Here is a 24,904-nt window from a genome sequence, read left to right as displayed (position 1 = left end):
GGGTGACATCCTCCCCCTCTCAACCAGGCACATCGACTCCACCCCGGCCCAGACGCTACTCGACGGGGTGTCCGTGGTGGGTCCGCTGTGCCAGTTCTGTCCCGTTGTCCCAGCACACGAGCGGGCGCCGAGATCATCTCCGTCCGCCGCGGTTCCCAAGCCTGCCGTGTCGGCAGCCCGCACAACATCACACCACCAGGTGCGATTCCGCCAGAGGTCTCCCGGCTGCGGTGGGTGGTTAATCACTAGCGGCACGCCCGTGCCAGAAGGCAGAGTGAGATCGTGCTGCGCCCCTACCGCCTGCTGGCCGCCGTCCCGAACGCCACGAGCCTGATGGTCTGCAGCCTCCTGGGGCGCCTGCACATGCCGGCGATCGCCATGGTCATGAGCTTCCTGATCGCCGACTGGACGGGTTCCTACGCCGCCGGCGGCGTCCTCGGCGCGGCGCTGACGATCGGCCAGGGCATCGCGGGACCGTTGCGCGGCCGCGCCGCCGACCGCAGCTCGGCGCCGAAGCTGCTGCTGGTCTCGGGCGCGCTCTACGGGCTGGGGCTGGTGGTGATCGCGCTGCTGGCGCGGCAAGACGGCCCGCTCGACCCCGCGCTGTGGTGGGTGCTGCTGCCGCTGTGCGTGCTCACCGGGCTCGCGCACCCGCCGGTCACCCAGGTGGGCCGGGCGATCTGGCCGCGGATCTCGCGGGGGCCGGCGCGGGAGGCCGCTTATGCCGTCGAGGCGACCATGCAGGAGTTGCTGTTCGTGGTCACCCCGGTGCTGGCCGCGTCGGCAGTGGCCTTCTGGAACCCGGTGGTCGCGACGTTGCTGTGCGCGGTTGCCTCCGCGGTCGGGCCCGCGGTGTTCGCCGCCGCGCTGTGGCGGGCGGGCCTGCGCGACGCCCCGATCCGCGCGGAGGGCGACGGCGGTGGCGCGTCGCTGTTCCGGCTTCCCGGGTTCGTGCCGATGCTCGCCTTCTCCGCGTTGATCGTGGGCGGTCTGGTGTCGGTGGACCTGGTGCTGGTCGGCTGGTCCCGCGAGCGGGAAACGCCGGAGCTGGCGGGAGTCCTCGCGGCGGTCTGGGCGGTCGGCTCGCTGGTGGGCGGACTGCTCATGGGCGGGGTGACGGGCAGGCCGAGGCTGTGGCTGCGTGCGCTGCTGGCAGCGCTGGGCCTGGTAGCGCTGGTCCCGGCACTGCCTCCGGTGGCGGAGCCGGCCTCGCCGTGGCTGGTCGGGCTGATCCTGTTCGCCGGCGGTACCGCGATCGCGCCGACGCTGGCGGCGGTCAACGGCAGGCTCGCCGAGATCGCGCCGGACGAGCGCCGCTCGGAGGCGTTCGGATGGTTCTCCACCGCCACCACGGCCGGTGTCGCGGTGGCGTCCCCGGTGGCGGGCTCGATGCTGGACACCGCGGGACCGGCCGCGGCCGCCGCGGCGGCGGGAGCGGCGGCCCTGCTGTCGGTGTCGCTTGTCGCACGTCACAGCGTCCGCGGATCGCGCATCCCCAGGGTGGCGGAGGAGACTGCACCCACGTGACGACCCGTGCCGACACCACCACAACACCATCGCGGACGCACCCGATGCGCAAGGTCCTCGGCCTGGCCGGGGCGACCGCGGTCGGGGTCCTGCTGGCCCTGCAGTCCCGGATCAACGGCACGCTCGGCGTGCGCATGCACGACGGCATCGCGGCGGCGGTGATCTCGTTCGGCTCCGGTCTGGTGGTGCTGGTCGTCTGCACGGCGGTGCTGCCGAAGGCCCGCAACGGGGTGAAGCGGGTGCTCGCCGAGGTCCGCTCCGGCGGCGGTCTGCGCTGGTGGCAGTGCCTTGGCGGGGTTTGCGGCGGCTACCTGGTGATCAGCCAGGGCACGGCCGCCATCGAGCTGGGCGTCGCGCTGTTCACGGTCACGGTGGTGGCGGGGCAGGTCAGCAGCGGGCTGCTGGTCGACCGGCTCGGTCTCGGTCCCGCGGGCCCGCAGCCGGTGACCTTCCTCCGGGCGCTGGGCGCGGGCCTGGCGGTGGTGGCCGTGCTGGTCGCGGTGTCGGCGCAGCTCGGGACGGCCCGGGCGAGCTGGCTGGTGCTGCTGCCGCTGTTCGCGGGCATCGGGCTGGCCTGGCAAGCGGCGGTCAACGGGCGGGTGCAGCAGACGTCCCGGTCGTCGGTGATGGCGGCGACGCTGAACTTCGGCACCGGCACCCTCGCCCTGCTCGTGGTGTTCGCCGTGGAGGTGGCGCTGCGCGGGCTGCCGCACGGCGCACCGCCGGAACCGTGGCTCTACATCGGCGGTTTCCTGGGCATCTTCGTCATCGGCGGTGCCGTCGCCCTCGTGCGCCACACCGGGGTGCTGCTGCTGAGCATGGGCATGATCGCCGGCCAGCTGCTGGGGGCGCTGCTGCTGGACCTGCTGGTCCCGGTTCCCGGCCAGACCGTGCCGATGTCCACAGTGGCCGGGGTCGGGCTGACCCTGGTCGCGGTCTGCGTCGCGGCGTTGCCGGACCGGGCGGTGCGCCGCCCGCGCGATCTGGGACGATGAGCAGCCGTGAGCGCGACGATTCTCGACGGCAAGGCCACCAAGAACACCATCTTCGAGGAGCTGCGACCCCGGGTCGCACGCCTCGCCGAGCAGGGCCGGACCCCGGGCCTGGCGACGGTGCTGGTCGGGGACGACCCCGCCTCGCACTCCTACGTCCGGGCCAAGCACAACGACTGCGCGAAGGTCGGCATCAACTCCATCCGCAAGGAGCTGCCCGCCGACGCCTCCCAGTCCGACGTCGAGGCCGTCGTGGACGAGCTCAACGCCGACCCGGCCTGCCACGGCTACATCATCCAGCTTCCGCTGCCCGAGCAGCTCGACGCCGGGCCGCTGCTCGAGCGCATCGCGCCGGAGAAGGACGCCGACGGCCTGCACCCGATCAGCCTCGGCCGCCTGGTCCTCGGTGAGCAGGCGCCGCTGCCGTGCACGCCGCGCGGGATCATCGAGCTGCTGCGCCGCTACGACGTGCCGCTGGCGGGCGCCCGCGTCGCCGTCGTCGGCCGCGGCATCACCGTCGGCCGCCCCATCGGCCTGCTGCTCACCCGCCGCAGCGAGAACGCCACGGTCACCCTCTGCCACACCGGCACCAAGGATCTGGCCGAGGAGGTCCGCCGCGCCGACATCGTCGTGGCCGCCGCCGGACGTCCGCACCTGATCACCGCCGACATGGTGCGCCCCGGTGCCGCGGTGCTCGACGTGGGCGTGACCCGCACCGACTCCGGGCTGGCCGGGGACGTGCACCCCGACGTCGCCGAGGTGGCCGGGTTCCTGTCGCCGAACCCGGGCGGCATCGGCCCGATGACGCGCGCGATGCTGCTGAGCAACGTCGTGGAAGCCGCCGAGCGCGCGGCGAGCTGAAGCGGCGCCGCGACCGTCGGGAGCTCGGGAACGAGGAGGACGCCATGACCGGTGGGTTCGGCGGGAAGAGCAGGGCGTCGGTGCACTTCCCCTTCGCCGCGGTGGTGCTGGTCGCCCTGATCGGGTTCCTGCGCATCGCGATGCAGCACTGGCGGCAGGGCTCGGTGCTGATCGGCGTCGCGCTGGTGCTGGCGGCGGTGCTGCGCGCGCTGCTCACCAACGAGCAGGCGGGACTGCTGGCGATCCGCAGCCGGGCGATCGACATCCTGCTCTACGGCGGGCTGGGTGTGGTGATCGTCGTGGTGGCGATGACGATCACGCGTGGGCCGTTCTGAGCGCGGTCGCGCTCTAGGCTGCGGACCCGTGCGAAACGACATCCCGCCGCACCGCGCAGGCGAACCGATCCGGGCCGGTGTCCCGGAGCATGGCCGCATCCCGCGCTACTACGCGGTCAAGACCGAGCTGCTCGTGCTGATCGAGGAGATCGGCGAAGGGGCCTGCCTGCCCGCCGAGCGCGAGCTGGCCGAGCGCTACGGCGTGTCGCGGGTGACGCTGCGCCAGGCGGTCGGCGAGCTGGTGCTCGAAGGCAGGCTGCTGCGCAGGCAGGGCAGCCGGACCGTCGTCGCGCCCCCGAAGCTGCTGCAACCGCTGGCGCTGGTCAGCTACACCGAGGGCATCCGCACGCAGGGCCTCGAGCCCGGCCGGACCGTGATCAGCGCCGAGGTGCTGTCCGCCGACCCGCAGCTCGCCGCCGATCTCGGGGTCGAGCCCGGCGGCGAGGTGATTTACCTGGAACGGGTGCTGCTGGCGGGCGGCGAACGCGTCGGGCTGGAGTCGAGCTACCTGCCGAGGCACCGGTTCCCGCGGCTGCTCGAAGACTTCGACGCCGACGGCTCGCTGTACGCGTTCCTGCAGCGGGAGCTGGGCGTGGTGTTCGGCGAGGCCGAGGAACGCATCGAGACGGTGCTGGCCACGCCCCGGGAGGCGCTGCTGATCGGCACCAACCCGGCGACGCCGATGATCCTGCTGCACCGGGTGTCGTGGGAGCCGGACGGGACGCCGATCGAGCGGGTCCGGTCGCTTTTCCGCGGCGACCGCTTCAGCTTCGTGACCCGCCTCCGCCAGTGAACCGCGTGTGCCCGTGACTCCCGTGTCCCGGTGAGCCGCCCGCGTCAGGACCGCTCCGGCTCGTAGTGCATCGCGGTGATCCCGCAGTCGAACGGCCGCGCCGTGACGAGCCGGAACCGCTGGTAGGCACCGGTGTTGGGAAACACGGGCAGACCGGTTCCGATGGCGGTGGGGTTGACGAAGAGGTGCAGCTCGTCGAGCAGGCCCCTGGCGATCAGCTCGGAAGCGAGCGTCGCGCCGCCGTAGGTGATCAGGTCCCCGCCGGGCTCGGCCTTCAGCCGCTCGACGATCTCGGCGAGGTCGCCGCCCGCGACGACGGCGCCGTCCCAGGGCGACTCGGTGAGACTGTCCGAGATCACCACCTTGGGCGTGCCGTTCATCCAGTCGATCGTCTCCTGCGTCTCGCCCTCGGGCCGGGACGCCCACGCCGGGATGAACCCCTCGGCGAGCTTGCGGCCCAGCACGATGCGGTCGACCGGTTCGGTCAGCGCGTCGACGTAGGAGTTCATGTCGTCGGTCCACGGCAGCGTCATCCAGTCCATCTCGCCGTTCGGGCCCGCCATGTAACCGTCGGCGGTGACCTGGAGCTGGAGCTTGAAAGTGGCCACGAGAAGTCCTCCTGGATTCGGCGAGCCGTTCGCTGTGGACGGTGCCGCGCTTGTCACGGGCTCTCCGATCGACGGCATCCGACAGTTTGCCTGGTCATGGGCGGTTGTGGTGGTTCCTACGGGAAGTTCGCGGCGGGATGAGCCGCAGAAAATAACGGTGAGATAACTGATCTAGACCGTCGCTCGGTGTTCACTTCGCGTTCGTACCGCCACCACGGCCAATTCGCCCGTGGCCGTGACGGTGTGTCCCGTGCGAGTACTGATCGTGGGCGGCGGCGTGCTGGGAACCATGCACGCGCTGCGCGCCCTGGAGAACGGCCATCACGTGGTGCACCTGGAGCGCGAGCCGGAGGCGCGCGGCGCCTCGGTCCGCAACTTCGGCCTGGTGTGGGTCAGCGGCCGCGAACCCGGCCCCGACCTGGAGCTGGCCCTGCGCGCCCGCCAAGCCTGGGAGCGCATCGGCGCCGACGTGCCCGGTGTCGGCTTCCGGCCCAACGGGTCGCTGACCCTGTTGCGCACCGACGCCGAGATCGCGGTCGCCGAAGGCATGACCGACCTCGCCGAACGCGGCACGAAGCTGGTCGAAGCCGCCGAGGCCAAGGCCCTGAACCCGGTGCTGCGCGGCGACTTCCGGGCCGCGCTGTGGTGCGAGCGCGACGGCGCCGTGGAGTCCCGCTTGGCGCTGCCCGCGTTGCGCGCCCACCTCGCCGCCACCGGCCGCTACACGTGGCTGCCCGGTCGCGAGGTCCGCGACGCGGGCGAGGGCTGGGTCCGCGACGACACCGCCCAGCGCCACGAGGCCGACGTTGTCGTGCTGTGCACCGGCGCCGCCCTCGGCGGCCTGGTCCGCGAGCTGCGGCCCGAACTGCCCGTGCGCCGAGTGCGGCTGCAGATGATGCAGACCGACCCGCTCGGCGAGGAGCTGGCGACCTCGATCGCCGACGGCGACAGCCTGCGCTACTACCCCGCCTACCGGGGCGCCGCGCTGGACGAGCTGAACCGCGCCGAGCCGCAGCCGCCCGTCGCCGCCGACAACGGCATGCAGCTGCTGATGGTGCAGCGCCTCGACGGCGGGCTGACCATCGGCGACACCCACGACTACGCCGAGCCGTTCCCCTTCGACGTGCGGGAGGAGCCCTACGACCACCTGGTGCGCCGCGCCGAGGAGCTGCTCGGCCGACCGCTGCCGCGTGTCACCCGCCGCTGGGCGGGCGTCTACGCCCAGACCGCCGACAAGTCGCAGGTCGTGCACCGCGAGCAGGTCCGGCCCGGGATCTGGCTGGTCACCGGCCCCGGCGGGCGCGGGATGACCGGTTCCCCGGCCATCGCCGAGGACACGCTGCGCGAGATCGAGGAGCACTGATGATCGAGCTCGTCGTCATGGACATGGCCGGGACCACCGTCGCCGACGGCGGCCTGGTGGAGGCCGCCTTCACCGACGCGATCGCCGAGGTCGGCGTCGCCGAGTCCGATCCCGCGTTCCCCGGCATGCTCGACCACGTCCGCCGCACCATGGGCGAGTCGAAGATCTCGGTGTTCCGCACGCTGCTCGACGGCGACGAAACCCGCGCGCGGCAGGCGAACGAGGCTTTCGAGCGCGCCTACGGCAGGCGGGTCGGTGAGTGCACCGAGATCGACGGCGCGGCCGAGACCATCCGGCGGCTCCGAGACGCGGGCGTGAAGGTCGCGCTGACCACCGGGTTCTCCGAGGTCACGCAACGCCAGATCATCGACGCGCTGGGCTGGGACGGCCTGGCCGACCTCACCCTCACCCCCGCGCAGGCCGGCCGCGGCCGGCCCTACCCCGACATGGTGCTCACCGCCCTGCTGCGGCTGGGCGTCGACGACGTCCGCCACGTCGCCGTCGTCGGGGACACCGCCTACGACGTCGGATCGGGACTGCGCGCCGGCGCGTCGGTCGTCGCCGGGGTGCTCACCGGCGCCCACGGCACCGCCGAGCTCACCGAGGCCGGTGCCACCCACGTCATCGACTCCGTCCGCGACCTGCCCGCCATCGTCCGAGTCCACTGAGGACTGAAAATGTCCAGGAGGTTCCCAGCCATGCGCACCAGCAGACTGGCCGGTGCCGCCGCCGGCTTCGCCGCGGTGGCGCTCACGCTCTCCGCCTGCGGCCCCAGCGCCGCCGACCAGAACGCTTCCGGCGGCGACGAGATCGTCTTCGCCTCCATCCCCTCCGAGGAGTCGACCAGCCTCCAGGCGAGCTACCAGCCGGTGCTGGACATGCTCGCCAAGGAGACCGGCAAGACCGTGCGCTTCCAGCAGGCGACCGACTACGCGGCCGTCATCGAGGGCCAGCGCGCCGGGAAGATCGACATCGCGCAGTACGGGCCGTTCTCCTACGTGCTGGCCAAGAACAAGGGCGTGGCGGCCACCGCCGTCTCCGGTCAGGTTGAAGCCAAGGGCGAGGCGCCCGGCTACCTCTCCTACGGCATCACCCGCCCGGACTCCGGCATCAACGGCCTCGCCGACCTGCGCGGCAAGAAGGTCTGCTTCGTCGACCCCACCTCCACCTCGGGCTACCTGTACCCGAAGGCCGGCCTGCTGAAGGCCGGGATCAACACGGACACCGACATCCAGCCGATCTACTCCGGCGGCCACGACTCGGCCGCGCTGGCGGTGGCCAAGGGCGACTGCGACGCCGGGTTCGCCCAGAACGCCACGGTCGACACCCAGCTCGTCGAGAAGGGCCAGCTCAAGCCGGGCGAACTGCGCACGATCTGGCGCTCGGAGACCGTGCCGGGCTCGCCGGTGGCCGTCAGCGACGAGCTCGCCCCGCAGGTCGGGGAGAAGGTCACCGCGGCGCTGCGGGAGAAGGCCAACTCCGACTACCTGCGGGCCAACGGCTTCTGCCAGGGCGACTGCAAGCTCGGCGACATCGGCGGCTGGGGCTACGCCCCGGTCGACGACGCCTTCTACAACGGCATCCGCGAGGTCTGCGACGTGACGAGGGACAAGCAGTGCCAGTGACCGGAGACCGCGTGATCGCATTCGACCGGGTCGGCAAGACCTTCGACGGCGGGGTCCGGGCGCTCGACGACGTCTCGATCGAGGTCGCCCGCGGCGAGGTGCTGGTGCTGCTCGGCCTGTCGGGCTCGGGCAAGTCGACGCTGCTGCGCCACGTCGACGGACTGCAACGCCCCACCTCCGGCAACGTCGCGGTGCTCGGCGAGGACGTCGGCAGGCTGGGCGGCGGGGGACTGCGCGCGCTGCGGCGCCGCGTCGGGTTCGTGTTCCAGCAGTTCCATCTCGTCGGCTCGCTGACCGTGCTGGAGAACGTCTGCACCGGCGCGCTGGGCACGCTGCGCGGACCGCGCCTCGGCCTGCTGAGCTACCCCAAGCGCATCCGCCACGCCGCGCTGGAACGGCTGGAGCGCGTCGGGCTCGGCGACCAGGCCCTGCAACGGGCGGACACCCTGTCCGGCGGGCAGCAGCAGCGGGTCGCCGTCGCGCGGGCACTGCTGCAGAAGCCCGAGATCCTGCTCGCCGACGAGCCCGTCGCCTCGCTCGACCCGGACTCGGCGGCTCAGGTGATGAGCCTGATCGCCGAGATCGCCGAGGAGGACGGCCTGACCGTGGTGTGCAGCCTGCACCAGGTCGACCTGGCGCTGAGCTGGGGACACCGCATCGTCGGGCTGCGCTCCGGACGGGTCGTGCTCGACACCCCGGTGCACGGGCTCAGCCGGGACGAAGCCATGTCGATCTACTCCAAGGTCGGCACCGAGCTCGCGCCGGTGGCGGTCTCATGACCACCACGGCGCAGCCGGTCCGCGCCGGGCGTGCCGCGCCGCGCACGCTCGCGCGGCCGAGGGCGGAAGGCACCGCGCCGGCGCTGACCGCCATGGCGCTGCTGGCGGCCGCCATCTGGGCGTTCACCGACCTGCGGCTCAACGTCGCGACCCTGGTGGACGGCGTCGCCAACGCCGCGGACTTCGCGGCCCGGACCTTCCCGCTGGACTTCCCGCCGGTCGGCGAACTGCTCGCGCTGTGCGGGCAGACGCTTGCCGTCGTTGTCTGCGCGACGCTGCTCGCCTCGCTGATCAGCGTTCCGGTCGCGGTGCTCGCGGCTGGCAACACCGCGCTCGGACCGGCCACCCGCTACGGCGGCCGGGCGTTGATCGTGCTGGCCCGCGCGGTCCCCGACGTGGTGCTCGCGATCGTGTTCTTCCGCGTCTTCGGCTTCGGCGGACTCACCGGCGTGCTGGCGATGGGCCTGCACTCGGTCGGCATGATCGGCAAGCTCTACGCCGACGCGGTCGAGCAGATCGACGAGGGACCGCGCACCGCGATCCGCGCCGCGGGCGGCTCGCGCGCGCAGCAGCTCGTGAGCGGTGTGCTGCCGCAGGTGCTGCCGTCCTTCGTCGCGACCTCGCTGCACCGTCTCGACATCAACCTGCGGGTGTCGGTCGTGCTCGGCTTCGTCGGCGTCGGCGGACTCGGGCAGGCGATCGCCGACGCCCTGCGAACCCTGGACTACCAGCGGGGCATCGCGCTGGCGTCGGTGGTGTTCGCGCTCTGCGTGGCGGTGGAGATCGTCTCCGGCGCGATCCGCGGCGCACTGCTCGGGCCGCGTGAGGAACACCGCGGGCTCCTCGCGCGGCTGCGCCGCCGACCGGGCCCGGGTCCCACGGGCCCGCGGATCAGCCGGCCCTGGGACCTCGCGCGGCTGCGGCGGACCGGCTACTGGCTGCTCACCGCGCTGGTCGTCGCCGCGTCGGTGTGGGGAGCGGAGCTCTCGTTCGAGCAGCTGGCCCGGGGCGTCACCGAGTTCGGCCCGACCATCGCGCTGTTCTGGCCACCCGAAACCGGTGGCATCCTCCCCGAGCTTCTGTCGGAACTGCTGGTCACCGTGCAGATCGCGCTGGCGGCCACGCTGATCGGCGCGGTGCTGTCTCTGCCCGTCGGGGCGCTCGCCGCGGCCAACGTCGCGCCGAACCCCGGAGTGGCGCGGTTCTTCCGCGGCGTCGTGCTGCTGGTGCGGGGCGTGCCGGAACTGGTGCTGGCGATCGTGTTCGTGGTGATCACCGGCCTCGGCCCGGTGGCGGGTGCCCTCGCGCTGGGCGTCGGATCGGTCGGGCTGCTCGGCAAGCTCGTCGCCGACTCGCTGGAGGAGGTCGACCGCGGTCTGGAGCGGGCGCTGCGCGCCACCGGCGCGAGCCGCACGCAGGTCTTCTTCGCGGCGACCCTCCCGCAGGCCGCACCGGCGTTCGTGTCCCACGTGCTGTACCAGCTCGACACGAACATCCGGTCGGCAACGCTGCTCGGCCTGGTCGGCGCGGGCGGCATCGGCTACTACCTGCTCAACGCCTCGCGCGTGCTGGAGTTCGGAGTGGTGACCACCGTCCTGCTGCTCACGTTCGCCGCGGTGATGGCCGTGGAGCTGCTGGCGGTGTGGTTCAGGCGCGTGAGCGCCTGAAGGCGGGGGACGTCGGGTCAGGAGCGCGCGAGCGTTCCCGGTGTCCAGCGGGAACTCTTCCAGCGGCTTTGCGTGGTGCCAAACGCCGAAGGAAAGGCCGGGCGTGGTCCGGTTCGAAGATCTCCGAACTTCGTTCGGAAGGTGGCCTACTCAACGCCCCATCTGGGGCGTTGAGCTCCGGCCTTCGGCCGGAAGCCCTTCGGGCTGCTAAAGGCGCCATCTGGCGCCTTCAGTCCCACCAGAACGACCAGGTCCTCCTGCCGCGGATTTCTCGGGCGTAGGCGGAGATGCTGCCTGATTCCTGGAGGATGCGGTCCGGGCAGAAGGTCCAGTGCTCCGCGGCTACGGCGGCGGCGTGGTGCATCTCCTGCGGGGGTGCGGCGACGCTGAGGTCGAGGCGGTCCGGGCCCAGGCGCAGTAGGCGGACGCCGAAGCGTTCCTCCCAGCTGCGGGCCATCGCGGCCAGGCCGGCCGTGCGGGAGACGTGGTTGGCCGCGCCCGACCAGCCGAGGGTGGCCAGCACGTCGGCGCCGCGCTCCACCGGCACCAGGCCGAGCCTGGTGTCGGCGTCGACGAAGCGCGGCACCTGCTGGTTGGCCAGGATGTCCGGGTCCGCCAGCAGGTTGCCCTCCGCCGCCAGGCCGGGGCAGTCGTAGCCGAAGGGCTCGAGCACCTCCAGCTCGTAGGCGGGTCCGAGGTCGTCCTCGGCCTGCACCAGACCGTCCCAGATCCGCGCCATCACGTCGGCCGCGTGCCAGCGCTCGATGTGCTCGCGCGGCTCCGGCGGCACTATCCCGACGGTGCAGCGGTCGCCGTAGACCTCGTTGCTGTCGCACAGCAGCAGCGGCCACAGCCCGGTGCGCTCGTGGTCGGTGCGCAGCGCGGCGAGCAGGTGCGGCGACGGCCGCTCGTCGCTGATCCAGCACAGCGGCGCCGGATCGCCCTTCCCCGGCGACTGGTCGGTGAGCAGCTCACCGGCGGGCAACGGCACGGACGGCGCGACACCGGTACCGAAGGCAGCGGGCAGGTCGGCAGCCGAATCCGCACCCCAGTCTTCTCGCAACACGCCACCGCCTCCTCGCAGAGAGCCTGCCGCCCACCTTAAGGAGCCCGCCCGGAATCCATCCGTTCGGGCTCCGGCGCGTCAGCGGGATTCGCGAACGTGGTCGGTTACGAGCACGATCCGGCCCGTCACGCGCCCCGCCATGTGCGTATCCAGGGCTTCTGCCGCCTGCGACAGCGGCAGCCGCATGCCGACCAGCGGCCGCAACCGTCCACACGCGACCAGTCGAAGCAGTTCGGTGAGGTCCTTCCGGTACTCACGGTTCGTCCGGACGTAGTACATGCGGGCGCGCCTGCCCGCGGTCCGGCCGACCAGCCGCAGCAGCTCCCACCGGCCGATCAGCCCCAGCATGCCCAGGTACGGGCGCCACCACGGGCTGTCGTCGGTGAGCGTCGCCGAGCTGCCGTAGGCGACGAGCGCGCCGCCCGGCGCGAGCAACTCCCACGACCGCCGCAGGCTCGCCTCGCCGAGCGGATCGAACACCGCGTCGACACCGCGCGGCGCCAGTTCCCGGACCCGCGCCGCGACGTCCTCGGTGCGGTGGTCGATCAGCTCCGCGCCGAGCGGGCGCAGCACCTCGTGGCGGCCGGCCGAGGCGGTACCGATGACCCGCACGCCCGAAAGCGCGCCGAGCTGGGCCAGCAGCGCGCCGACACCGCCGCCGGCACCGTGCACGAGCACGGTCTGTCCACTGCGGACGCGCGCGGCGCGGTGCAGGAGCTGCCACGCGGTGACGCCGTTGAGCACGACGGCCACCGCCTCCGCCGCGTCGATCTCGTCGGGCACCGGGACCACGTCGCTGTCGCGGACCTCGACGTAGTCCGCCCAGGCCCCGGTCCGCGGCATGGCGGCGACGCGCTGGCCCACCCGGCACGACGTCACCGCCTCGCCCACGGCCACCACCTCGCCCACGAGGTCGTAGCCGGGGACGAACGGGAACGCCGGCTGGGCCGGGTAGCGCCCGCGCAGCATTTGGACCTCGGCGAACGCCACGCCCGCGGCCTCGGTCCGGACCAGCAAGCCGTGCTTGCCGGGCTCGCCCCGCGTGGTGGTCCGAGTGGTGACGACCTCGGTGCCGCCCAGGCCGGTGAGCACGATCTCGGTGCCGGTGCGTTCGGCGGTCCGCGTCATGACGCCTCCAGTGATAAGTAATCACTTGTGTTAGAAGTTCTAACAAGAGAATGAGGCTGTTACCGTGGTGCTGTCAAGGAAGGGGCGGCGATGCACGCAGAGCGGCGGTCCGGTCCGCGCGAGAGGTTCCGCGAGCAGGCGCGGGCGGAGGCGAAGCGGGTGGCGCTCGACCAGCTCGCCGAGTCCGGGCCCGCCGGGGTCTCGGTGAACTCGATCGCCAAGCGGATGGGCATCACCGGGCCGGCGCTGTACCGGTACTTCGAGAACCGGGACGCGCTGCTCACCGAGCTCGTCAGCGACGCGTACCAAGACCTGGCGGAGGCTCTGGAGGAGGCGTCGGAGGGGAGCAGGCGCAAGTCGCCGCCGGTCCGGTTCCGGGAGTTGGCGCACCGCTTCCGGTCGTGGGCGCTGGAGCAGCCCCACCGGTACCTGCTGCTGTTCGGCACCCCGGTGCCCGGCTACCGGGCCCCCGGGCTGACCCTCGGGCTCGCCGACCGCGCGATGCGCGCGATCATCGACGTGGTGGCCGACCTGGCGCCGGCCGAGCCGCCCGCGGGGCGGTCGGCGCTGGACCGCCAGCTCGCGTCGTGGCGCGCCGAGCGCGGCGACGACGCGCAACGGCCGCCCGCGGTGCTGCGGCGCGCCCTGCTGACGTGGACGCGGCTGCACGGGCTGGTGAGCCTGGAGGTCGAGGGGCAGTTCACCGCCATGGGTGTCGCGCCCGAACTCCTCTTCCGGTTGGAAGTGCAGACCCTGCTCGACCAGCCCTGGGACTGACCCGCCCGGGGCCCGCGGGACGGGTCACTGCTGCGCGGCCGGCTTCTCCACCTCGCAGTCGCCGCCCGGGTAGACCAGGCTCTGGTGTCCGTCCTTGAACCGGACCAGGTAGGGCGGGGCGCCGTCGGGCCCGCGCACCTCCAGGATCTCGCCGGTCTGGTCGGCCTCGTCGACGTGTTTGCTGTGCACGTGCAGCTGATCGCCCACCGCTGCCTTCATGGCCATCACCTCCGCGACTCAAGGTTAGGTGACCAGGGCCACAGCGCGCAGCGTTGAACGGCTCTTGAACTCACCTCGCGTAGCGGTGCCGGTTGCGGGGTGGGCCGAGCGGCTCCGCGGCTTCGAAGGTCGAAGACGGGCTCTGAACGGCTGCGACGGACCCGCCCGCGGGAGCCGCGAGGCCCCGGCGGGCGGGCCCGCGGGCGGGTCAGCCGCCGACGGCCTTCGAGCAGGTCGTGGTGATCTGCCCGTACTTCTCCAGCTGCGCGGAGGCCCATTCCGCGCTCGACTCCAGGGTCACCGATCCGGAGGCGACCTGCTCGACCGACTTCTGCACGTCGAGCAGGTTCTGCTTGAGCGTCTGGTCGGCGGTCTGGTCGGCCAGCCGCTGCAGCTCCTGCACCTTCGCCTGGGCGTCGGCCTGGGCCTGCTGCGGGTCGGCGAAGTTCGGCATGAAGTTGGCGATGTTGATCGCCTGGACGCAGGCCGAACCGGCGTCGAGGCGGTCCTGCGCCTGCTGGATGCCCTCCTGGGCCTCCTGCGCGTTCTGCTGGAGCTCGCCGCACGCGCTCAGGCCGGTCAGCAGCGGCAGCGCCAGCGCCGCAACGACGAAACGCACTCGGGTTCGCATCTGTCCTCCGGTCCGCGAAGTCGCCAGCCGGGGCGCTGTCGACCATGTCACCCTATCGATACCGAAGGGCGTGATGGGCGATTTGTCGCGAGAACACCGATCAGGAGGAAGGGGCGATCCAGGCCATGACCTCCGGCGGGAGGTCGAGCTGGGCCAGCCACGGTGCCGCGCCGACGCGGTAGAGCACGACCGAGCTGAGCGCCACGGCGACGATCGTCAGACCCGGGCCGACCAGCACCATCTCGACCTTGCCGCCGGTGCGCATGCGCATCGCCTTCGGCGGCGCCACCGGGTACCAGGTCTTGCCGGTCAGCGGCACCGGCCAGAGCATCGGGCAGCCCTGCTCGGTGATGGCGTCGCCGACGAAGTGCGCCACGCAGCCGATCATCACCGCCAGGCCGAACGCGGCGGCGTCGGTGGGCTGGTCGCCCGCCCACGCCCAGCACGCCAGCGTGAGCACCAGCGAGGCGACCGTGATCAGGATGGCGTCCTTGCGGGGGCACCACGTGTGCATCAGGCCGCGCACCGCCAGGCCGGCGAAGAAGAACATCAGCACGCCCAGCGCGGTGCCCTGGCTCGTCTGCACGATGGCGGTCGTGGCCAGGCCGGCGAGCACCGCGAAGATCAGGGTATGGGTGAAACCGCGGTGCGTGCCGTCGCGGTCGCTGTCGCGCTTGGTGCGGGTGAGGCGGTACAGGAAGCCGCTGAACCCGCTGAGCGCCGCCGAAGCCCCGCGCGAGACGCCGCCGAAGGTGCTGGCGACGGTCGACTTGGGGTGGTCGATGTCGGGCAGCAGCGCGGCCCCGGAGGCCAGCGTCGCCCCGACGACCCAGGTCTTGGGCGATAATTGGCCGATCGCGTGCGTGTCGGCCAGCGCCGTCACCGCCGCCCACGCCGCCAGCCCGCTCATCGCATGCGTCGGTCCCGTCGCCATGGCCCCCTCCTGGATCAGGTGTTCGACGTCCGAGCCTAGAAGAAGATCGTCGCGAGGGGGGCGACCACCGGGTGCCGGATCGCCGGCTGTGGGAGCGTCACAACCGGCAGCGGGGGCCGGGTGGCGGATGGAACAATCGAATCCGCTAGCAGTACGCTTGTACCGCTTGCATTCTCGCGAGAGGAGCACCCCGCCACATGAGCAAGATCAAGGTCCAGGGCACCATCGCCGAGCTCGACGGCGACGAGATGACGCGGATCATCTGGCAGTTCATCAAGGACAAGCTGATCCACCCCTACCTGGACGTCAACCTCGACTACTACGACCTCGGCATCGAGCACCGGGACGCCACCGACGACCAGGTCACCGTCGACGCCGCGAACGCCATCAAGAAGTACGGCGTGGGCGTGAAGTGCGCCACCATCACCCCGGACGAGGCCCGCGTGGAGGAGTTCGGCCTGAAGAAGATGTGGCGGAGCCCGAACGGGACGATCCGCAACATCCTCGGTGGCGTCATCTTCCGCGAGCCGATCGTCATCTCCAACATCCCGCGCTACGTACCGACGTGGACCAAGCCGATCGTCATCGGCCGCCACGCGCACGGCGACCAGTACAAGGCGACCGACTTCAAGGTGCCGGGCCCGGGCACGGTGACCGTCACCTACACGCCGGAGGACGGCGGCGAACCGATCGAGTTCGAGGTCGCCAAGTTCGGTGAGGACGGCGGCGTGGCGATGGCCATGTACAACTACAGGCGCTCCATCGAGGAGTTCGCCCGCGCGTCCTTCCGCTACGGCCTCGAGCGCGGCTACCCGGTGTACATGTCCACCAAGAACACGATCCTCAAGGCCTACGACGGCCTGTTCAAGGACGTGTTCCAGGAGGTCTTCGACAACGAGTACAAGGCCGACTTCGACGCCAAGGGCCTGACCTACGAGCACCGGCTGATCGACGACATGGTCGCCACCGCCATGAAGTGGGAGGGCGGCTACGTCTGGGCCTGCAAGAACTACGACGGTGACGTGCAGTCCGACACCGTCGCGCAGGGCTTCGGCTCGCTGGGCCTGATGACCTCGGTGCTGATGACCGAGGACGGCAAGGTCGAGGCCGAGGCCGCGCACGGCACGGTCACCCGGCACTTCCGCCAGCACCAGCAGGGCAAGCCGACCTCGACCAACCCGATCGCGTCGATCTTCGCGTGGACCCGCGGCCTGCAGCACCGCGGCAAGCTGGACTCGACCCCCGAGGTCGTCGGCTTCGCCGAGACGCTGGAGAAGGTCGTCATCGAGACCGTCGAGAGCGGCCGGATGACCAAGGACCTGGCGCTGCTGGTCGGCGGCGACCAGGGCTACCAGACCACCGAGGAGTTCCTCGCGACGCTGGACGACAACCTGCAGAAGAGGATGGCCAACCGCTGATCTCCGGCGGCCACCACCACGCCTGACCTGATCCCAGGCGATGTGCGCGAACGCCACTTTTGCCCCCGAGGGGGCGAAAGTGGCGTTCTTCGTCCGGTCCGCGCGCCTCGACTACCTGCAGAACTTCCGGCCCCGGCGGAGCTCGTCGATGCGCATGGCGCTGCCGAGCGCGAAGAACGTCGGCGCCCACTCGCCGACGAAGATGCCCCAGCGGTCGGCCCGCTCGGTGCTCTCGGTCTTCTTCGAGGTCAGCCAGGAAAGGAACGACAGGCCGATCGAGGCCATCCCGGCCGCGAACATGTGGTCTGAGGTGAGGCCCATCTCGCGCAGCTTCGTAAGCATGTTCGTCCCCCCGTCGAGCTTCGGTCTCCGGCGCAGGCCCGTCGGATTCCCACTCCTGGCGGCGCGGAAACGCCGCATCACCGCCGTGGCACCTTTCGGGTGCCGCTCCGGCATCCCGCCCGGCTTCTCCTCCCGCTTCCGCTCCGCTTCCCGCCCCCGCTGACTGCGCGCACACGTCCGCTTGTGGGCGACACCCGACGCGCTGAACCGGACGTGCAGGCGGGTGCCCCGGGGTTCCGCCGCGGTCGGCCTGCCCGTATAGCTGGAACCAGGACATGTCGCCTGACCAGGAGGAACGTCATGTTCGGGGTGCCGCGTCCGGTCTTGTACGCAGTAGCGGGTGTGCTCGTCTTCATGTGGGCGACGGGCACCCAGGCAGGCGGCCTCCTCGGCGGAACGGCCCCCTGCGAGTTCCAGGTGAACGCCGACGTGCTCAATGTCCGCGCGGGCCCGGCCACCGGCGAGAAGCAGGTCGACTCGCTGCTCAACGGCGCGAAGGTGCGCGGGACCCCGACCGTGGTCAACGGCTTCCGCGACCTCGGCGGTGGGCGCTGGGCCGCCGACGAGTTCCTGACCCGCAAGCCCGGCAGCAAGTGCGAGCCGTGATCCACCGCTGCGCGCCCGAGGAACCCACGGCGGTCCGTCCTCGTTGGCCTGGTGTACGTGCAAGGCGACGACGGGGGACCGGATGCCCTACGAGTACAAGGTGGTCGAGCTGAGGGAGAAGATGCTCGGCGGCAAGATTTCCGGGGACAAGCTGGAGCGGGTCCTCAACGAGCACGCCTCCCAGGGCTGGCAGCTCAAGGCGATCACGGGCGCCGACGTCAAGGGCCGCCTCGGTCCGGGCGGCGTCGAGGGCCTGCTGGTCACCTTCGAACGCCAGGTGTGACCACCCGCCACACGTGCGGGGTGCCCACAGGTGCCGATCACGCCTCCGCTAGAGTGGTGCGCGCACGCGGTGCTGAACCGCAGGCGCGATTAGCTCAGTGGGAGAGCGCTACCTTGACACGGTAGAGGTCACTGGTTCAATCCCAGTATCGCGCACCGGAGCCAGCACGAAGCCCCTGCCGATTTCCCGGCAGGGGCTTCGTCGTGCATGGCGCGCTGATAGGCCGAGCGGGTGATGCTTCTCAAGAAGAGCCGGTATTGCTGGGACGATCAATGGTCGTGGTGAGCCTTGGTTTCAGCGATGCACGGTACCCGCGCCTTGCAGGCGAACTGTTCGAGGACGAACAGCATCTTCGCTGGGCGGCCGAAGACTGGGGCCATCTCGTCCACGACCGCCCGCGGGCCGTGCTGCGCCCCGGGAGTGTTTCCGACATCCGTGCTATGGCGCGGTTCGCGGCGGAACGCGGGATTCCGTTCGTGCCGCGCGCGCAAGGGCACTCTTCCGGAGGGCAGGCGCAGGCGAAGAACGGCATCGTCGTGGACATGAGGGGGCTCAACGGAATTGATGCCGTGCAGAGCGAGCACGTGGTGGTTGGTGCGGGTGCGCGGTGGAGCGAGGTGCTCCGCGCGACCCTCTCGCATGGTCTGACGCCACCGGTGCTCACCGACTACCTCGAACTGTCCGTCGGGGGCACGCTTTCGGTGGGTGGGATCGGCGGAACCAGCCACCGCTCCGGGTTGCAGACCGACAACGTCGCCGAGCTCGAGATCGTCACGGAGGAGGACGAACTCCGCACGTGTTCGCGGACCCGCGACTCAGATCTGTTCGACGCTGTTCTCGGGGGTCGTGGAAGGCACGGCACGATTATCAGGGCCACGCTGCGTCTCATTCCCGCCAAAACGTGCACGAGGCGCTACAAGCTGTACTACCGCGAGCTCAGTCCATTGCTGGCCGACCAATGCCTGCTCGTCGAGGATGGCCGGTTCGACCACATCGAAGGCCATGCCCGGTTCGCCGACAGCGGCGAGTGGATCTACGCGATGGTGTTGGCGACTCACTTCGATCCTGGGGAGGAGCCGGACGATGCCGCTCTTCTCGGCCGTCTCGGCCACGAGTCCGCCGAGATCGACGATATGGGGTGCTTCGACTTCCTGAACCAGATGGAGGACGACGAGGCTTACCTCAGGTCCACGGGGGCGTGGGAACAGCCGCACCCCTGGCTCGACCTCATGCTGCCGGGTTCCGCGGCGGAGGATTTCATCGTCGAAACGATGCGAAAGCTTGTGCTCGACGACATCGGTGAGTCGGGTCTGGTGCTGTTCTACCCGTTCCACACGCGCGTGATCACGACGCCACGGGTCCGGGTTCCCGCCGAACCGCGGGCGTTTCTCTTCTCGCTCCTGCGCACCGCGCCGCACGACGAGGTCGTGGTGAGCCGGCTGGTGGAGTCCAACAGGGAACTTCGTCAACGCGCCTTGTCCCTCGGCGGCACCGTGTACCTCGAGCACGCGGAGTCCCCCTGAGCGGAGAGGTTCCGCCAGCGCTGAATCCGTCGGGCGATGAATATTGGATGTCGGCTCGGGAAGACGGCAGCCCTCGCTGCAACCGGAGCTGGACGCCGTGCACGCGGCCGTATGCCGGGTGTGCGGGCCGAGTTCCGCGATGGTGCGAACGGCAGGGGCGGCGTCGCGAATGTTGCCGACGTCGACAGCGGTCGGCCGCTCGGACCGGAGTCGCGGCAGCGGGCCGGCAGCACCACCAAGACCTTCACCGCTGTCGCCATTCGCGGTGAGCGCGGGCAGCGGATCTCAGTGCGGATGGTGCTCAACCACACCAGCGGGATCAACGACTACGAGCACGTCCTGTCCCGTCGTACCTCCAGGGCAAGCTGGACGACCTGGAGGCCGGGCGCTGGAAGACCTGGCGGCCCGAGGGCTGATCGCGACCGGGCCGACCGAGCCGAGGTCGCCCGCCAAGGGCTCGGTCTGCCGGCCGTCGACGGTGGCGAGTGCGGCTGGCTCTGGGGCCATAACGACGCCGTCTTCGGCATGACCACGACGTCGCTGAACACCGAGGACGGTGCCCGGCAGCTCACCTACGGGCTGAACCTCACCAACTTGCCGTCGCCCATCGACGATGCGGTCACCGGTCTGACGGCGAAGGCCATGTGCCCGGCCACGCCGCCGGCAGCGGTGCCGCGCATCGCCGCGAGCTTCTGGAGGTCAGGCGGTGGTGGTCCGGGCGCGTTGTGAATCGCGGCGGCCGACCAGGAACCAGAGGACGCTGCCCAGGAACGGCGCCACGAACGCGAACACGATCCACGCCAGCTTCATCCCTCCGCTGTGGTGGGACCGCAGGATGCTGATCAGCGCGCTGATGAACAGCACCGCATAGGCGAGTGCCGCGATGCTGAGCACGCCGCCGAGTGCCAAGCCGAAGACCTGGCTCGTGTCGGCAACCGAAGCGGCCTGGTGGGCGATTGACGCGTGCATTGCTCTTCCTCGCTTCACAAAGTCGTTGTGCGATTGCCCTCGTGGGCATCTCGACGCCACTCATCCTGGTCGTTCCACCGCAGCGCGCACGTCATCGTTCCGGCTCGGGCCGGTTGTCCGAAAGGCTTAGGTCCGCTGACTGGAATGCGGACGTGCCCGACGGCTCGTCAGACCGAACATGGGTTGGTCACCGGGTTGGCACCGAGCCGACCCCTCAGACCAGCATTGCGAGGACACGCGTGATCACTGTCCAGGGACTGACGAAGCGGTACCGGGGTGTCACCGCCGTCGACGACCTCTCCTTCACCGTTCGGCCGGGTGTCGTCACCGGTTTCCTCGGCCCGAACGGTGCGGGAAAGTCCACCACGATGCGGCTGATGCTCGGATTGGAGCGAGGGTCGGGCAGCGCCACGTTCGGCGGCCGCACCTACGCCGAGCTGGCCAACCCGCTGCGCACGGTCGGGGCGTTGCTCGACGCGAAAGCCGTGCACCCGGCCCGTACAGCGTGCAACCACCTGCGCATGGTCGCCGCAGGGGCCGGCATTCCCACGCAGCGGGTGCGGGAGGTGCTGTCGCTGGTCGGTCTTGACGACGTTCGTCACCGGCGGATCGGCGGGTTCAGTCTCGGCATGCACCAGCGGCTCGGCCTGGCCACGGCCATGCTCGGTGACCCCGAGTACCTGATCCTCGACGAGCCCGCGAACGGTCTCGACCCGGAGGGCGTGCACTGGATGCGCACGTTCCTGCGTGGGCTGGCCAGTGAGGGCCGCGTCGTGCTCACGTCCTCGCACCTGCTGTCCGAGATCTCGATGACGGCCGACGAGCTGGTGGTGATCGGCCAGGGCCGCCTCATCGCCTCCCGGCCGACGCGGGACTTCGTCGACACCTACACCCGCTCCGAGGTGGTGGTGCGCACTCCGCAGGCCGCCGAGTTCGAGATGCGGTTGCGCCAGGCCGGTTTGCGGGCCCGCTGTGAGGAGCCGGAGGTCGTCGTGGTCACTGGTGTCGACGCCGACGTGGTCAGTGCGAGGGCCGCGCAGAGCGGTGTCCGGGTGCGTGAGCTGCACACCCGCCGGAGCAGCCTGGAAGACGCGTTCCTGGCCGCCACGTCCAACGCCACGCAGTACAGGGGAGAGGCCGCATGAACAACATCGCAGCGAATCTCGGCCGCGCGGGCGTCGCGCGGTCACCTGGCGTGGGGGGTTTCGGCGCGGCCCTGCGCTATGAGTGGATCAACCTGACCACGCTGCGCTCGACTTGGGTGCTCAGTGGCATGGCAGTGCTTCTCCAGGTCGTCCACGCGCTGTACGACGATCGCACGGGCGTCTCCGGTGCGGATCAGTTCTCCAGCGGACTGAGGCTGACGACGATGATCGCGGCCGTGCTCGTCTCCGCGATCGGTGTGAACGTGTTCGGTGCCGAGTACCGGTACAGGACCATCGCCACCACCGTGCTCACGGTGCAGTCGCGCGCGCGTGTGGTGCTGGCCAAAGTCGCCGTGGTCGCCGGCTTCGGCGCGTCGGCGAGCCTGCTCGCCGTGCTCGTCGACTACCTCGGTGTGCTGCTCAGCGGTGCGACGACGGACGACCCGGTCGGCATGGCGGTCGCGGGCCTCGGCGCGGTGCTGTACGTGACCCTGTCGGGTCTGGTCGGTCTGGCCTTGGCGGGGTTGGCCCGGCACGCGGTGGCCGCACTCGCAGTGGTGCTGCTCTGGCCCACCGTCCTGGAGCCGCTGCTGGTCAGTGGGCTGGAGATCAGCCCGAAGGTACTGCCGTTCCTGGCGACCGGGGCACTGGCCGAGGTCGTTCCCGAACCGCAGTGGTACCTGGCACTGCCGCTGGCCGGGCTGGCCACCATCCTGCTGGTCGCCGCGGGGACGGCGCTTTCGCGCAGGGATACGTGAGGCCGATGAGCGCAATGGGCGGGCATTACCGTGGGGCCGTGCGCTTCTTCGATCACCTGAGGGCCCGGTTGTCGTGGTGGGACGGCAGGATCCGGTCGCTGCTGTTCGATCTGGTGGCGGCGCTCATCACCATCCGGTTCGGGGTCAACCTCGAAACCGCGCTGACGGTGCCCAACGTCGGCCTGTTGATCGCGGCGGTGCTGGCGTTCGTCGTGCGCAGGCGGTTCCCGTGGTTGCCGGTCGTCGCGACCGCGGGGCTGGCCACCTTCACCGGTCCGGCCGCCGCCGCGTCGGTCGCCGCCTACACCATGGCGCGGCGGCGGGGTCCGTCCACGCAGCTCTGGGTTGCCGGCGGCCTCCTGGCCGCCGTGATGACCGCGCACACCTACCAACAGTTCCCGCAGGACCTGCACATCTACGCGATCGCGTCGGCGGCCACCGCGGGTGTGGCGATGCTGCTGGGCCTGTGGGTCTTCCAGCGCAAGATGCTGCTGGTGACGTTCCGGGAGCGCGCCGAGCAGGCCGAACGCGAGCGCGACCTGCTCGCCGAACGGGCGGTCGCTGCCGAGCGCAGGCGCATCGCCCGCGAGATGCACGACGTGGTCGCCCACCGGTGCAGCGTGATCTCGCTCCAGGCGGGCGCGCTCACGCTGACCGCTCCGGATGAGCGGACCGGTGAGGTCGCCGAGGTCATCCGCAAGACCAGCGCGACCGCGCTGACCGAACTTCGGAGCATGCTGCGCGTGCTGCGTGAGGACGAGAACGACGGCCCGGGGGAGATGAGCGGTGAGCTCGCCAGCGACCCGACCCTGAGCAGCATCCGGCGGCTGGTCGCCGATTCCGTCGAATCCGGGGAGAACATCCGGCTGGACCTGCCCGACCCGCTGCCCGAGACTTCCAGCGAGGTCGGCCGGGCCGCCTACCGCGTCGTGCAGGAGTCGCTGACCAACGCGGCCAAGCACGCGCCACACGCCGCGGTGCACGTCGAAGTCACCGCGGAAGACGGAGATCTCGTGGTCACCGTGTCGAACCGCCGCGCTCCAGGCACTGGCTCCGATGCCGTTCCCGGGTCGGGATACGGGCTGATCGGCATGCGGGAGCGGGTCACGCTCGCCGGAGGCGCACTGCGCAACGGGTGGGCCGAGGACGGCGGATACCGTGTGCGGGCGGTGTTCCCCCTGCAGTAGACGAGGTGCTGGCGTGGCCGTCAAGGTGGTCCTGCTCGACGACGAGGAACTGGTGCGCGGTGGTATCCGGCTGATCCTCGACCTGGACCCGGACATCGAGGTGGTCGCGGAGGGGAGCGACGGCTCGGTGGCCGCGGAGCTGGTGGCCATGCACCGCCCGGACGTCGTGCTCACCGACATCCAGATGCCCACCGTCGGCGGGCTGGAGGTCACCAGGCGCCTCACCAGGTTGCCGGATCCGCCCGCCGTCGCCGTGCTCACCACGTTCGACCTCGACGAGTACGTCTACGCCGCGTTGCAGAACGGCGCGGCGGGGTTCCTGCTCAAGGACACGCCGCCGCGCGACCTGGCCGCCGCGGTGCACGTCGTCGCCCGCGGTGAGGCGATGCTTTCCCCGCGCATCACCACGAAGCTGCTGTCGACGTTCTCGTCGGGGGCGACCGCCGCGCAGGCCGCGAAAGCGCGGATGGAGGAGCTGACGGCCCGCGAACGCGAGGTGGCCGTGGCCGTCGCCCAGGGGATGAGCAACGCCGAGATCGCGGGCAACCTGCACATGAGCCTGTCCACCGTGAAGGTGCACATCGGCCGGATCATGACGAAGCTCGGCATGGCCAACCGCACCCAGGTCGCCATCCTCGCCCACGACGCCGGGTTGGCCTGAGCCGGCCGGAGGGCGACGCCCTGCCCGACGGCGGCGGCATCTCCCGCGGAGGCCGTCAGCCGGTTTCTTCCGACTCCTCGCGGGTTCCCGCGATCAGCTCCTCGCGCGCCCGCGCGACGCGCGAGCGGACGGTGCCGACCGGGCAGCCGCAGATGTCGGCCGTCTCCTGGTAGGACAGCCCGAGGACCTGGGTCAGCAGCAGCACCTCGCGGCGCTGTTCGTCGAGCCCGGCCAGCAGCATGTTCAGCTCGACGATGTCCTCGAAGCCCGGCGCCGGTCGCTCGGCCGCGGTCGCCCACTCCACGGCGGCGGTCGTGCGCGGCCTGCTCCGGGCGTAGCGGACCTGGTCCACGACCACCCGGCGGGCGATCGAGAGCAGCCAGGTCCGGGCCGAGGCGCGGCCCGCGAACCGGGGCAGGCTCCGCAGCACCCGGACGTAGGTCTCCTGCGCGAGGTCGTCGGCCTGCTCGACGCTCGCCAGGTGCGCGACGAAGCGCCACACGTCGCGCTGGGTGGCCCGGATGAACTCCTCCAGCGCGCGACGGTCGCCGGTGCCGGCCGCCAGGGCGAGCTCGGTCAACCAGGCGTCATCTGCGGCGGATCGACTCACGGTCGCCGACATTACCTCGATCGTGATCTCTCGAAGAGCCCGGGAACCGGTGGTTCTCACGATGCGACCACCTGTGCAGAGCCCGGTCGAGACGTCC

29 protein-coding genes and 1 tRNA gene are annotated in these 24,904 nt (G+C 71.1%); 21 read left to right on the top strand and 9 right to left on the bottom strand.

The features are described from left to right. Positions 1–282: 282 nt before the first annotated feature. The 5 genes from SACE_RS32015 to SACE_RS31995 are packed head-to-tail and all read left to right on the top strand — an operon-like array spanning position 283 to position 4,508. Positions 283–1,527: an MFS transporter gene (locus SACE_RS32015; RefSeq protein WP_009949961.1), complete on the top strand. Its 1,245-nt coding sequence runs from the start codon at positions 283–285 to the stop codon at positions 1,525–1,527. Continuing rightward, positions 1,524–2,522, top strand: a complete 999-nt coding sequence (locus tag SACE_RS32010; RefSeq protein ID WP_231849864.1) for a DMT family transporter — start codon at positions 1,524–1,526, stop codon at positions 2,520–2,522. Before SACE_RS32015 ends, SACE_RS32010 begins: the two co-directional genes overlap by 4 nt. 6 nt (positions 2,523–2,528) lie before the next feature. Further along, on the top strand, positions 2,529–3,380 hold the full coding sequence (locus SACE_RS32005; protein WP_009949963.1) for a bifunctional methylenetetrahydrofolate dehydrogenase/methenyltetrahydrofolate cyclohydrolase: 852 nt from the start codon (positions 2,529–2,531) through the stop codon (positions 3,378–3,380). Positions 3,381–3,424: 44 nt separating this feature from the next. Continuing rightward, positions 3,425–3,715 carry a DUF3017 domain-containing protein gene (locus tag SACE_RS32000; protein ID WP_009949964.1) on the top strand — a complete coding sequence of 97 codons (291 nt, stop codon included), beginning with the start codon at positions 3,425–3,427 and terminating at the stop codon, positions 3,713–3,715. A gap of 28 nt (positions 3,716–3,743) precedes the next feature. After that, positions 3,744–4,508: a GntR family transcriptional regulator gene (locus SACE_RS31995; RefSeq protein WP_009949965.1), complete on the top strand. Its 765-nt coding sequence runs from the start codon at positions 3,744–3,746 to the stop codon at positions 4,506–4,508. 44 nt (positions 4,509–4,552) lie between these two features. On the opposite strand, the gene SACE_RS31990 is transcribed toward SACE_RS31995, so the two are convergent. Next, entirely contained in the window at positions 4,553–5,116 is a 564-nt protein-coding gene (locus SACE_RS31990) for a dihydrofolate reductase family protein (protein ID WP_009949966.1), read from the bottom strand. 250 nt (positions 5,117–5,366) lie between these two features. Between SACE_RS31990 and SACE_RS31985 the strand changes: the two genes are divergently transcribed. The 5 genes from SACE_RS31985 to phnE are packed head-to-tail and all read left to right on the top strand — an operon-like array spanning position 5,367 to position 10,550. Further along, a complete protein-coding gene (locus tag SACE_RS31985; RefSeq protein WP_011875110.1) occupies positions 5,367–6,479 on the top strand; it encodes a TIGR03364 family FAD-dependent oxidoreductase in 1,113 nt (370 codons plus the stop codon). Further along, positions 6,479–7,147 carry a phosphonatase-like hydrolase gene (locus SACE_RS31980; RefSeq protein ID WP_009949969.1) on the top strand — a complete coding sequence of 223 codons (669 nt, stop codon included), beginning with the start codon at positions 6,479–6,481 and terminating at the stop codon, positions 7,145–7,147. Before SACE_RS31985 ends, SACE_RS31980 begins: the two co-directional genes overlap by 1 nt. 30 nt (positions 7,148–7,177) lie before the next feature. Then, the gene (locus SACE_RS31975; protein ID WP_009949971.1) at positions 7,178–8,104 is read left to right on the top strand and encodes a phosphate/phosphite/phosphonate ABC transporter substrate-binding protein; all 927 of its coding nucleotides are present in this window, start codon (positions 7,178–7,180) and stop codon (positions 8,102–8,104) included. A gap of 11 nt (positions 8,105–8,115) precedes the next feature. Beyond that, positions 8,116–8,883 carry a phosphonate ABC transporter ATP-binding protein gene (gene phnC / locus SACE_RS31970; RefSeq protein WP_231849863.1) on the top strand — a complete coding sequence of 256 codons (768 nt, stop codon included), beginning with the start codon at positions 8,116–8,118 and terminating at the stop codon, positions 8,881–8,883. Next, positions 8,880–10,550 (top strand): phosphonate ABC transporter, permease protein PhnE, encoded by a 1,671-nt coding sequence (phnE, locus tag SACE_RS31965; RefSeq protein WP_009949974.1) that lies wholly within the window; start codon positions 8,880–8,882, stop codon positions 10,548–10,550. Before phnC ends, phnE begins: the two co-directional genes overlap by 4 nt. Before the next feature lie 229 nt (positions 10,551–10,779). Here phnE and SACE_RS31960 read toward each other — a convergent pair whose 3' ends face one another. Both SACE_RS31960 and SACE_RS31955 read right to left on the bottom strand, forming a co-directional pair. Next, a complete protein-coding gene (locus SACE_RS31960) occupies positions 10,780–11,616 on the bottom strand; it encodes a DUF4253 domain-containing protein (RefSeq protein WP_009949976.1) in 837 nt (278 codons plus the stop codon). Between the two features lie 78 nt (positions 11,617–11,694). Further along, a complete protein-coding gene (locus tag SACE_RS31955; RefSeq protein WP_009949978.1) occupies positions 11,695–12,744 on the bottom strand; it encodes a medium chain dehydrogenase/reductase family protein in 1,050 nt (349 codons plus the stop codon). 90 nt (positions 12,745–12,834) lie between these two features. On the opposite strand from SACE_RS31955, the gene SACE_RS31950 reads away from it, so the two are divergent. Continuing rightward, complete coding sequence (locus SACE_RS31950) at positions 12,835–13,521, top strand: TetR/AcrR family transcriptional regulator (RefSeq protein WP_009949979.1); 687 nt, start codon at positions 12,835–12,837, stop codon at positions 13,519–13,521. A gap of 24 nt (positions 13,522–13,545) precedes the next feature. Here SACE_RS31950 and SACE_RS31945 read toward each other — a convergent pair whose 3' ends face one another. The 3 genes from SACE_RS31945 to SACE_RS31935 all read right to left on the bottom strand — a co-directional run bounded on the left by SACE_RS31945 (position 13,546) and on the right by SACE_RS31935 (position 15,305). Further along, positions 13,546–13,740 carry a DUF1918 domain-containing protein gene (locus SACE_RS31945; RefSeq protein ID WP_009949980.1) on the bottom strand — a complete coding sequence of 65 codons (195 nt, stop codon included), beginning with the start codon at positions 13,738–13,740 and terminating at the stop codon, positions 13,546–13,548. A 208-nt stretch (positions 13,741–13,948) separates the two neighbouring features. Continuing rightward, a complete protein-coding gene (locus tag SACE_RS31940; protein ID WP_231849862.1) occupies positions 13,949–14,371 on the bottom strand; it encodes a hypothetical protein in 423 nt (140 codons plus the stop codon). Positions 14,372–14,471: 100 nt separating this feature from the next. Continuing rightward, the gene (locus tag SACE_RS31935) at positions 14,472–15,305 is read right to left on the bottom strand and encodes a metal-dependent hydrolase (protein ID WP_011875108.1); all 834 of its coding nucleotides are present in this window, start codon (positions 15,303–15,305) and stop codon (positions 14,472–14,474) included. Between the two features lie 197 nt (positions 15,306–15,502). Between SACE_RS31935 and SACE_RS31930 the strand changes: the two genes are divergently transcribed. Next, positions 15,503–16,723: an NADP-dependent isocitrate dehydrogenase gene (locus SACE_RS31930; RefSeq protein ID WP_011875107.1), complete on the top strand. Its 1,221-nt coding sequence runs from the start codon at positions 15,503–15,505 to the stop codon at positions 16,721–16,723. A 111-nt stretch (positions 16,724–16,834) separates the two neighbouring features. On the opposite strand, the gene SACE_RS31925 is transcribed toward SACE_RS31930, so the two are convergent. Then, positions 16,835–17,065, bottom strand: a complete 231-nt coding sequence (locus SACE_RS31925) for a hypothetical protein (RefSeq protein WP_009949983.1) — start codon at positions 17,063–17,065, stop codon at positions 16,835–16,837. A gap of 300 nt (positions 17,066–17,365) precedes the next feature. Between SACE_RS31925 and SACE_RS31920 the strand changes: the two genes are divergently transcribed. From SACE_RS31920 to SACE_RS31900, 5 genes are all read left to right on the top strand, one after another. Next, a complete protein-coding gene (locus SACE_RS31920; protein WP_009949984.1) occupies positions 17,366–17,671 on the top strand; it encodes a hypothetical protein in 306 nt (101 codons plus the stop codon). An 82-nt stretch (positions 17,672–17,753) separates the two neighbouring features. Beyond that, entirely contained in the window at positions 17,754–17,954 is a 201-nt protein-coding gene (locus SACE_RS31915) for a DUF4177 domain-containing protein (RefSeq protein WP_009949986.1), read from the top strand. 83 nt (positions 17,955–18,037) lie between these two features. After that, positions 18,038–18,109, top strand: a tRNA-Val gene (locus SACE_RS31910). Between the two features lie 48 nt (positions 18,110–18,157). Next, on the top strand, positions 18,158–19,477 hold the full coding sequence (locus SACE_RS31905; RefSeq protein WP_143538257.1) for an FAD-binding protein: 1,320 nt from the start codon (positions 18,158–18,160) through the stop codon (positions 19,475–19,477). A gap of 111 nt (positions 19,478–19,588) precedes the next feature. Continuing rightward, positions 19,589–20,206: a serine hydrolase domain-containing protein gene (locus SACE_RS31900; RefSeq protein WP_009949989.1), complete on the top strand. Its 618-nt coding sequence runs from the start codon at positions 19,589–19,591 to the stop codon at positions 20,204–20,206. On the opposite strand, the gene SACE_RS31895 is transcribed toward SACE_RS31900, so the two are convergent. Then, on the bottom strand, positions 20,177–20,446 hold the full coding sequence (locus SACE_RS31895) for a PLD nuclease N-terminal domain-containing protein (protein WP_009949990.1): 270 nt from the start codon (positions 20,444–20,446) through the stop codon (positions 20,177–20,179). The two genes, SACE_RS31900 and SACE_RS31895, sit on opposite strands and share 30 nt — an antisense overlap. A 239-nt stretch (positions 20,447–20,685) precedes the next feature. Between SACE_RS31895 and SACE_RS31890 the strand changes: the two genes are divergently transcribed. From SACE_RS31890 to SACE_RS31875, 4 genes are read left to right on the top strand one after another with little or no spacing between them, the layout of a single operon-like run. Further along, positions 20,686–21,591 carry an ATP-binding cassette domain-containing protein gene (locus tag SACE_RS31890; protein ID WP_009949991.1) on the top strand — a complete coding sequence of 302 codons (906 nt, stop codon included), beginning with the start codon at positions 20,686–20,688 and terminating at the stop codon, positions 21,589–21,591. Beyond that, the gene (locus SACE_RS31885; RefSeq protein ID WP_009949992.1) at positions 21,588–22,349 is read left to right on the top strand and encodes an ABC transporter permease; all 762 of its coding nucleotides are present in this window, start codon (positions 21,588–21,590) and stop codon (positions 22,347–22,349) included. Before SACE_RS31890 ends, SACE_RS31885 begins: the two co-directional genes overlap by 4 nt. A gap of 38 nt (positions 22,350–22,387) precedes the next feature. Further along, positions 22,388–23,536 carry a sensor histidine kinase gene (locus SACE_RS31880; RefSeq protein ID WP_021341779.1) on the top strand — a complete coding sequence of 383 codons (1,149 nt, stop codon included), beginning with the start codon at positions 22,388–22,390 and terminating at the stop codon, positions 23,534–23,536. 13 nt (positions 23,537–23,549) lie between these two features. Continuing rightward, positions 23,550–24,197 (top strand): response regulator, encoded by a 648-nt coding sequence (locus tag SACE_RS31875; RefSeq protein WP_009949994.1) that lies wholly within the window; start codon positions 23,550–23,552, stop codon positions 24,195–24,197. 55 nt (positions 24,198–24,252) lie between these two features. Here SACE_RS31875 and sigC read toward each other — a convergent pair whose 3' ends face one another. Then, positions 24,253–24,819: an RNA polymerase sigma factor SigC gene (gene sigC / locus SACE_RS31870; protein WP_021341780.1), complete on the bottom strand. Its 567-nt coding sequence runs from the start codon at positions 24,817–24,819 to the stop codon at positions 24,253–24,255. Positions 24,820–24,904: the final 85 nt, after the last annotated feature.

This window comes from Saccharopolyspora erythraea NRRL 2338, from assembly GCF_000062885.1.
Lineage (GTDB): Bacteria > Actinomycetota > Actinomycetes > Mycobacteriales > Pseudonocardiaceae > Saccharopolyspora_D > Saccharopolyspora_D erythraea.
This window is presented reverse-complemented; position numbering and strand designations above follow the sequence as displayed.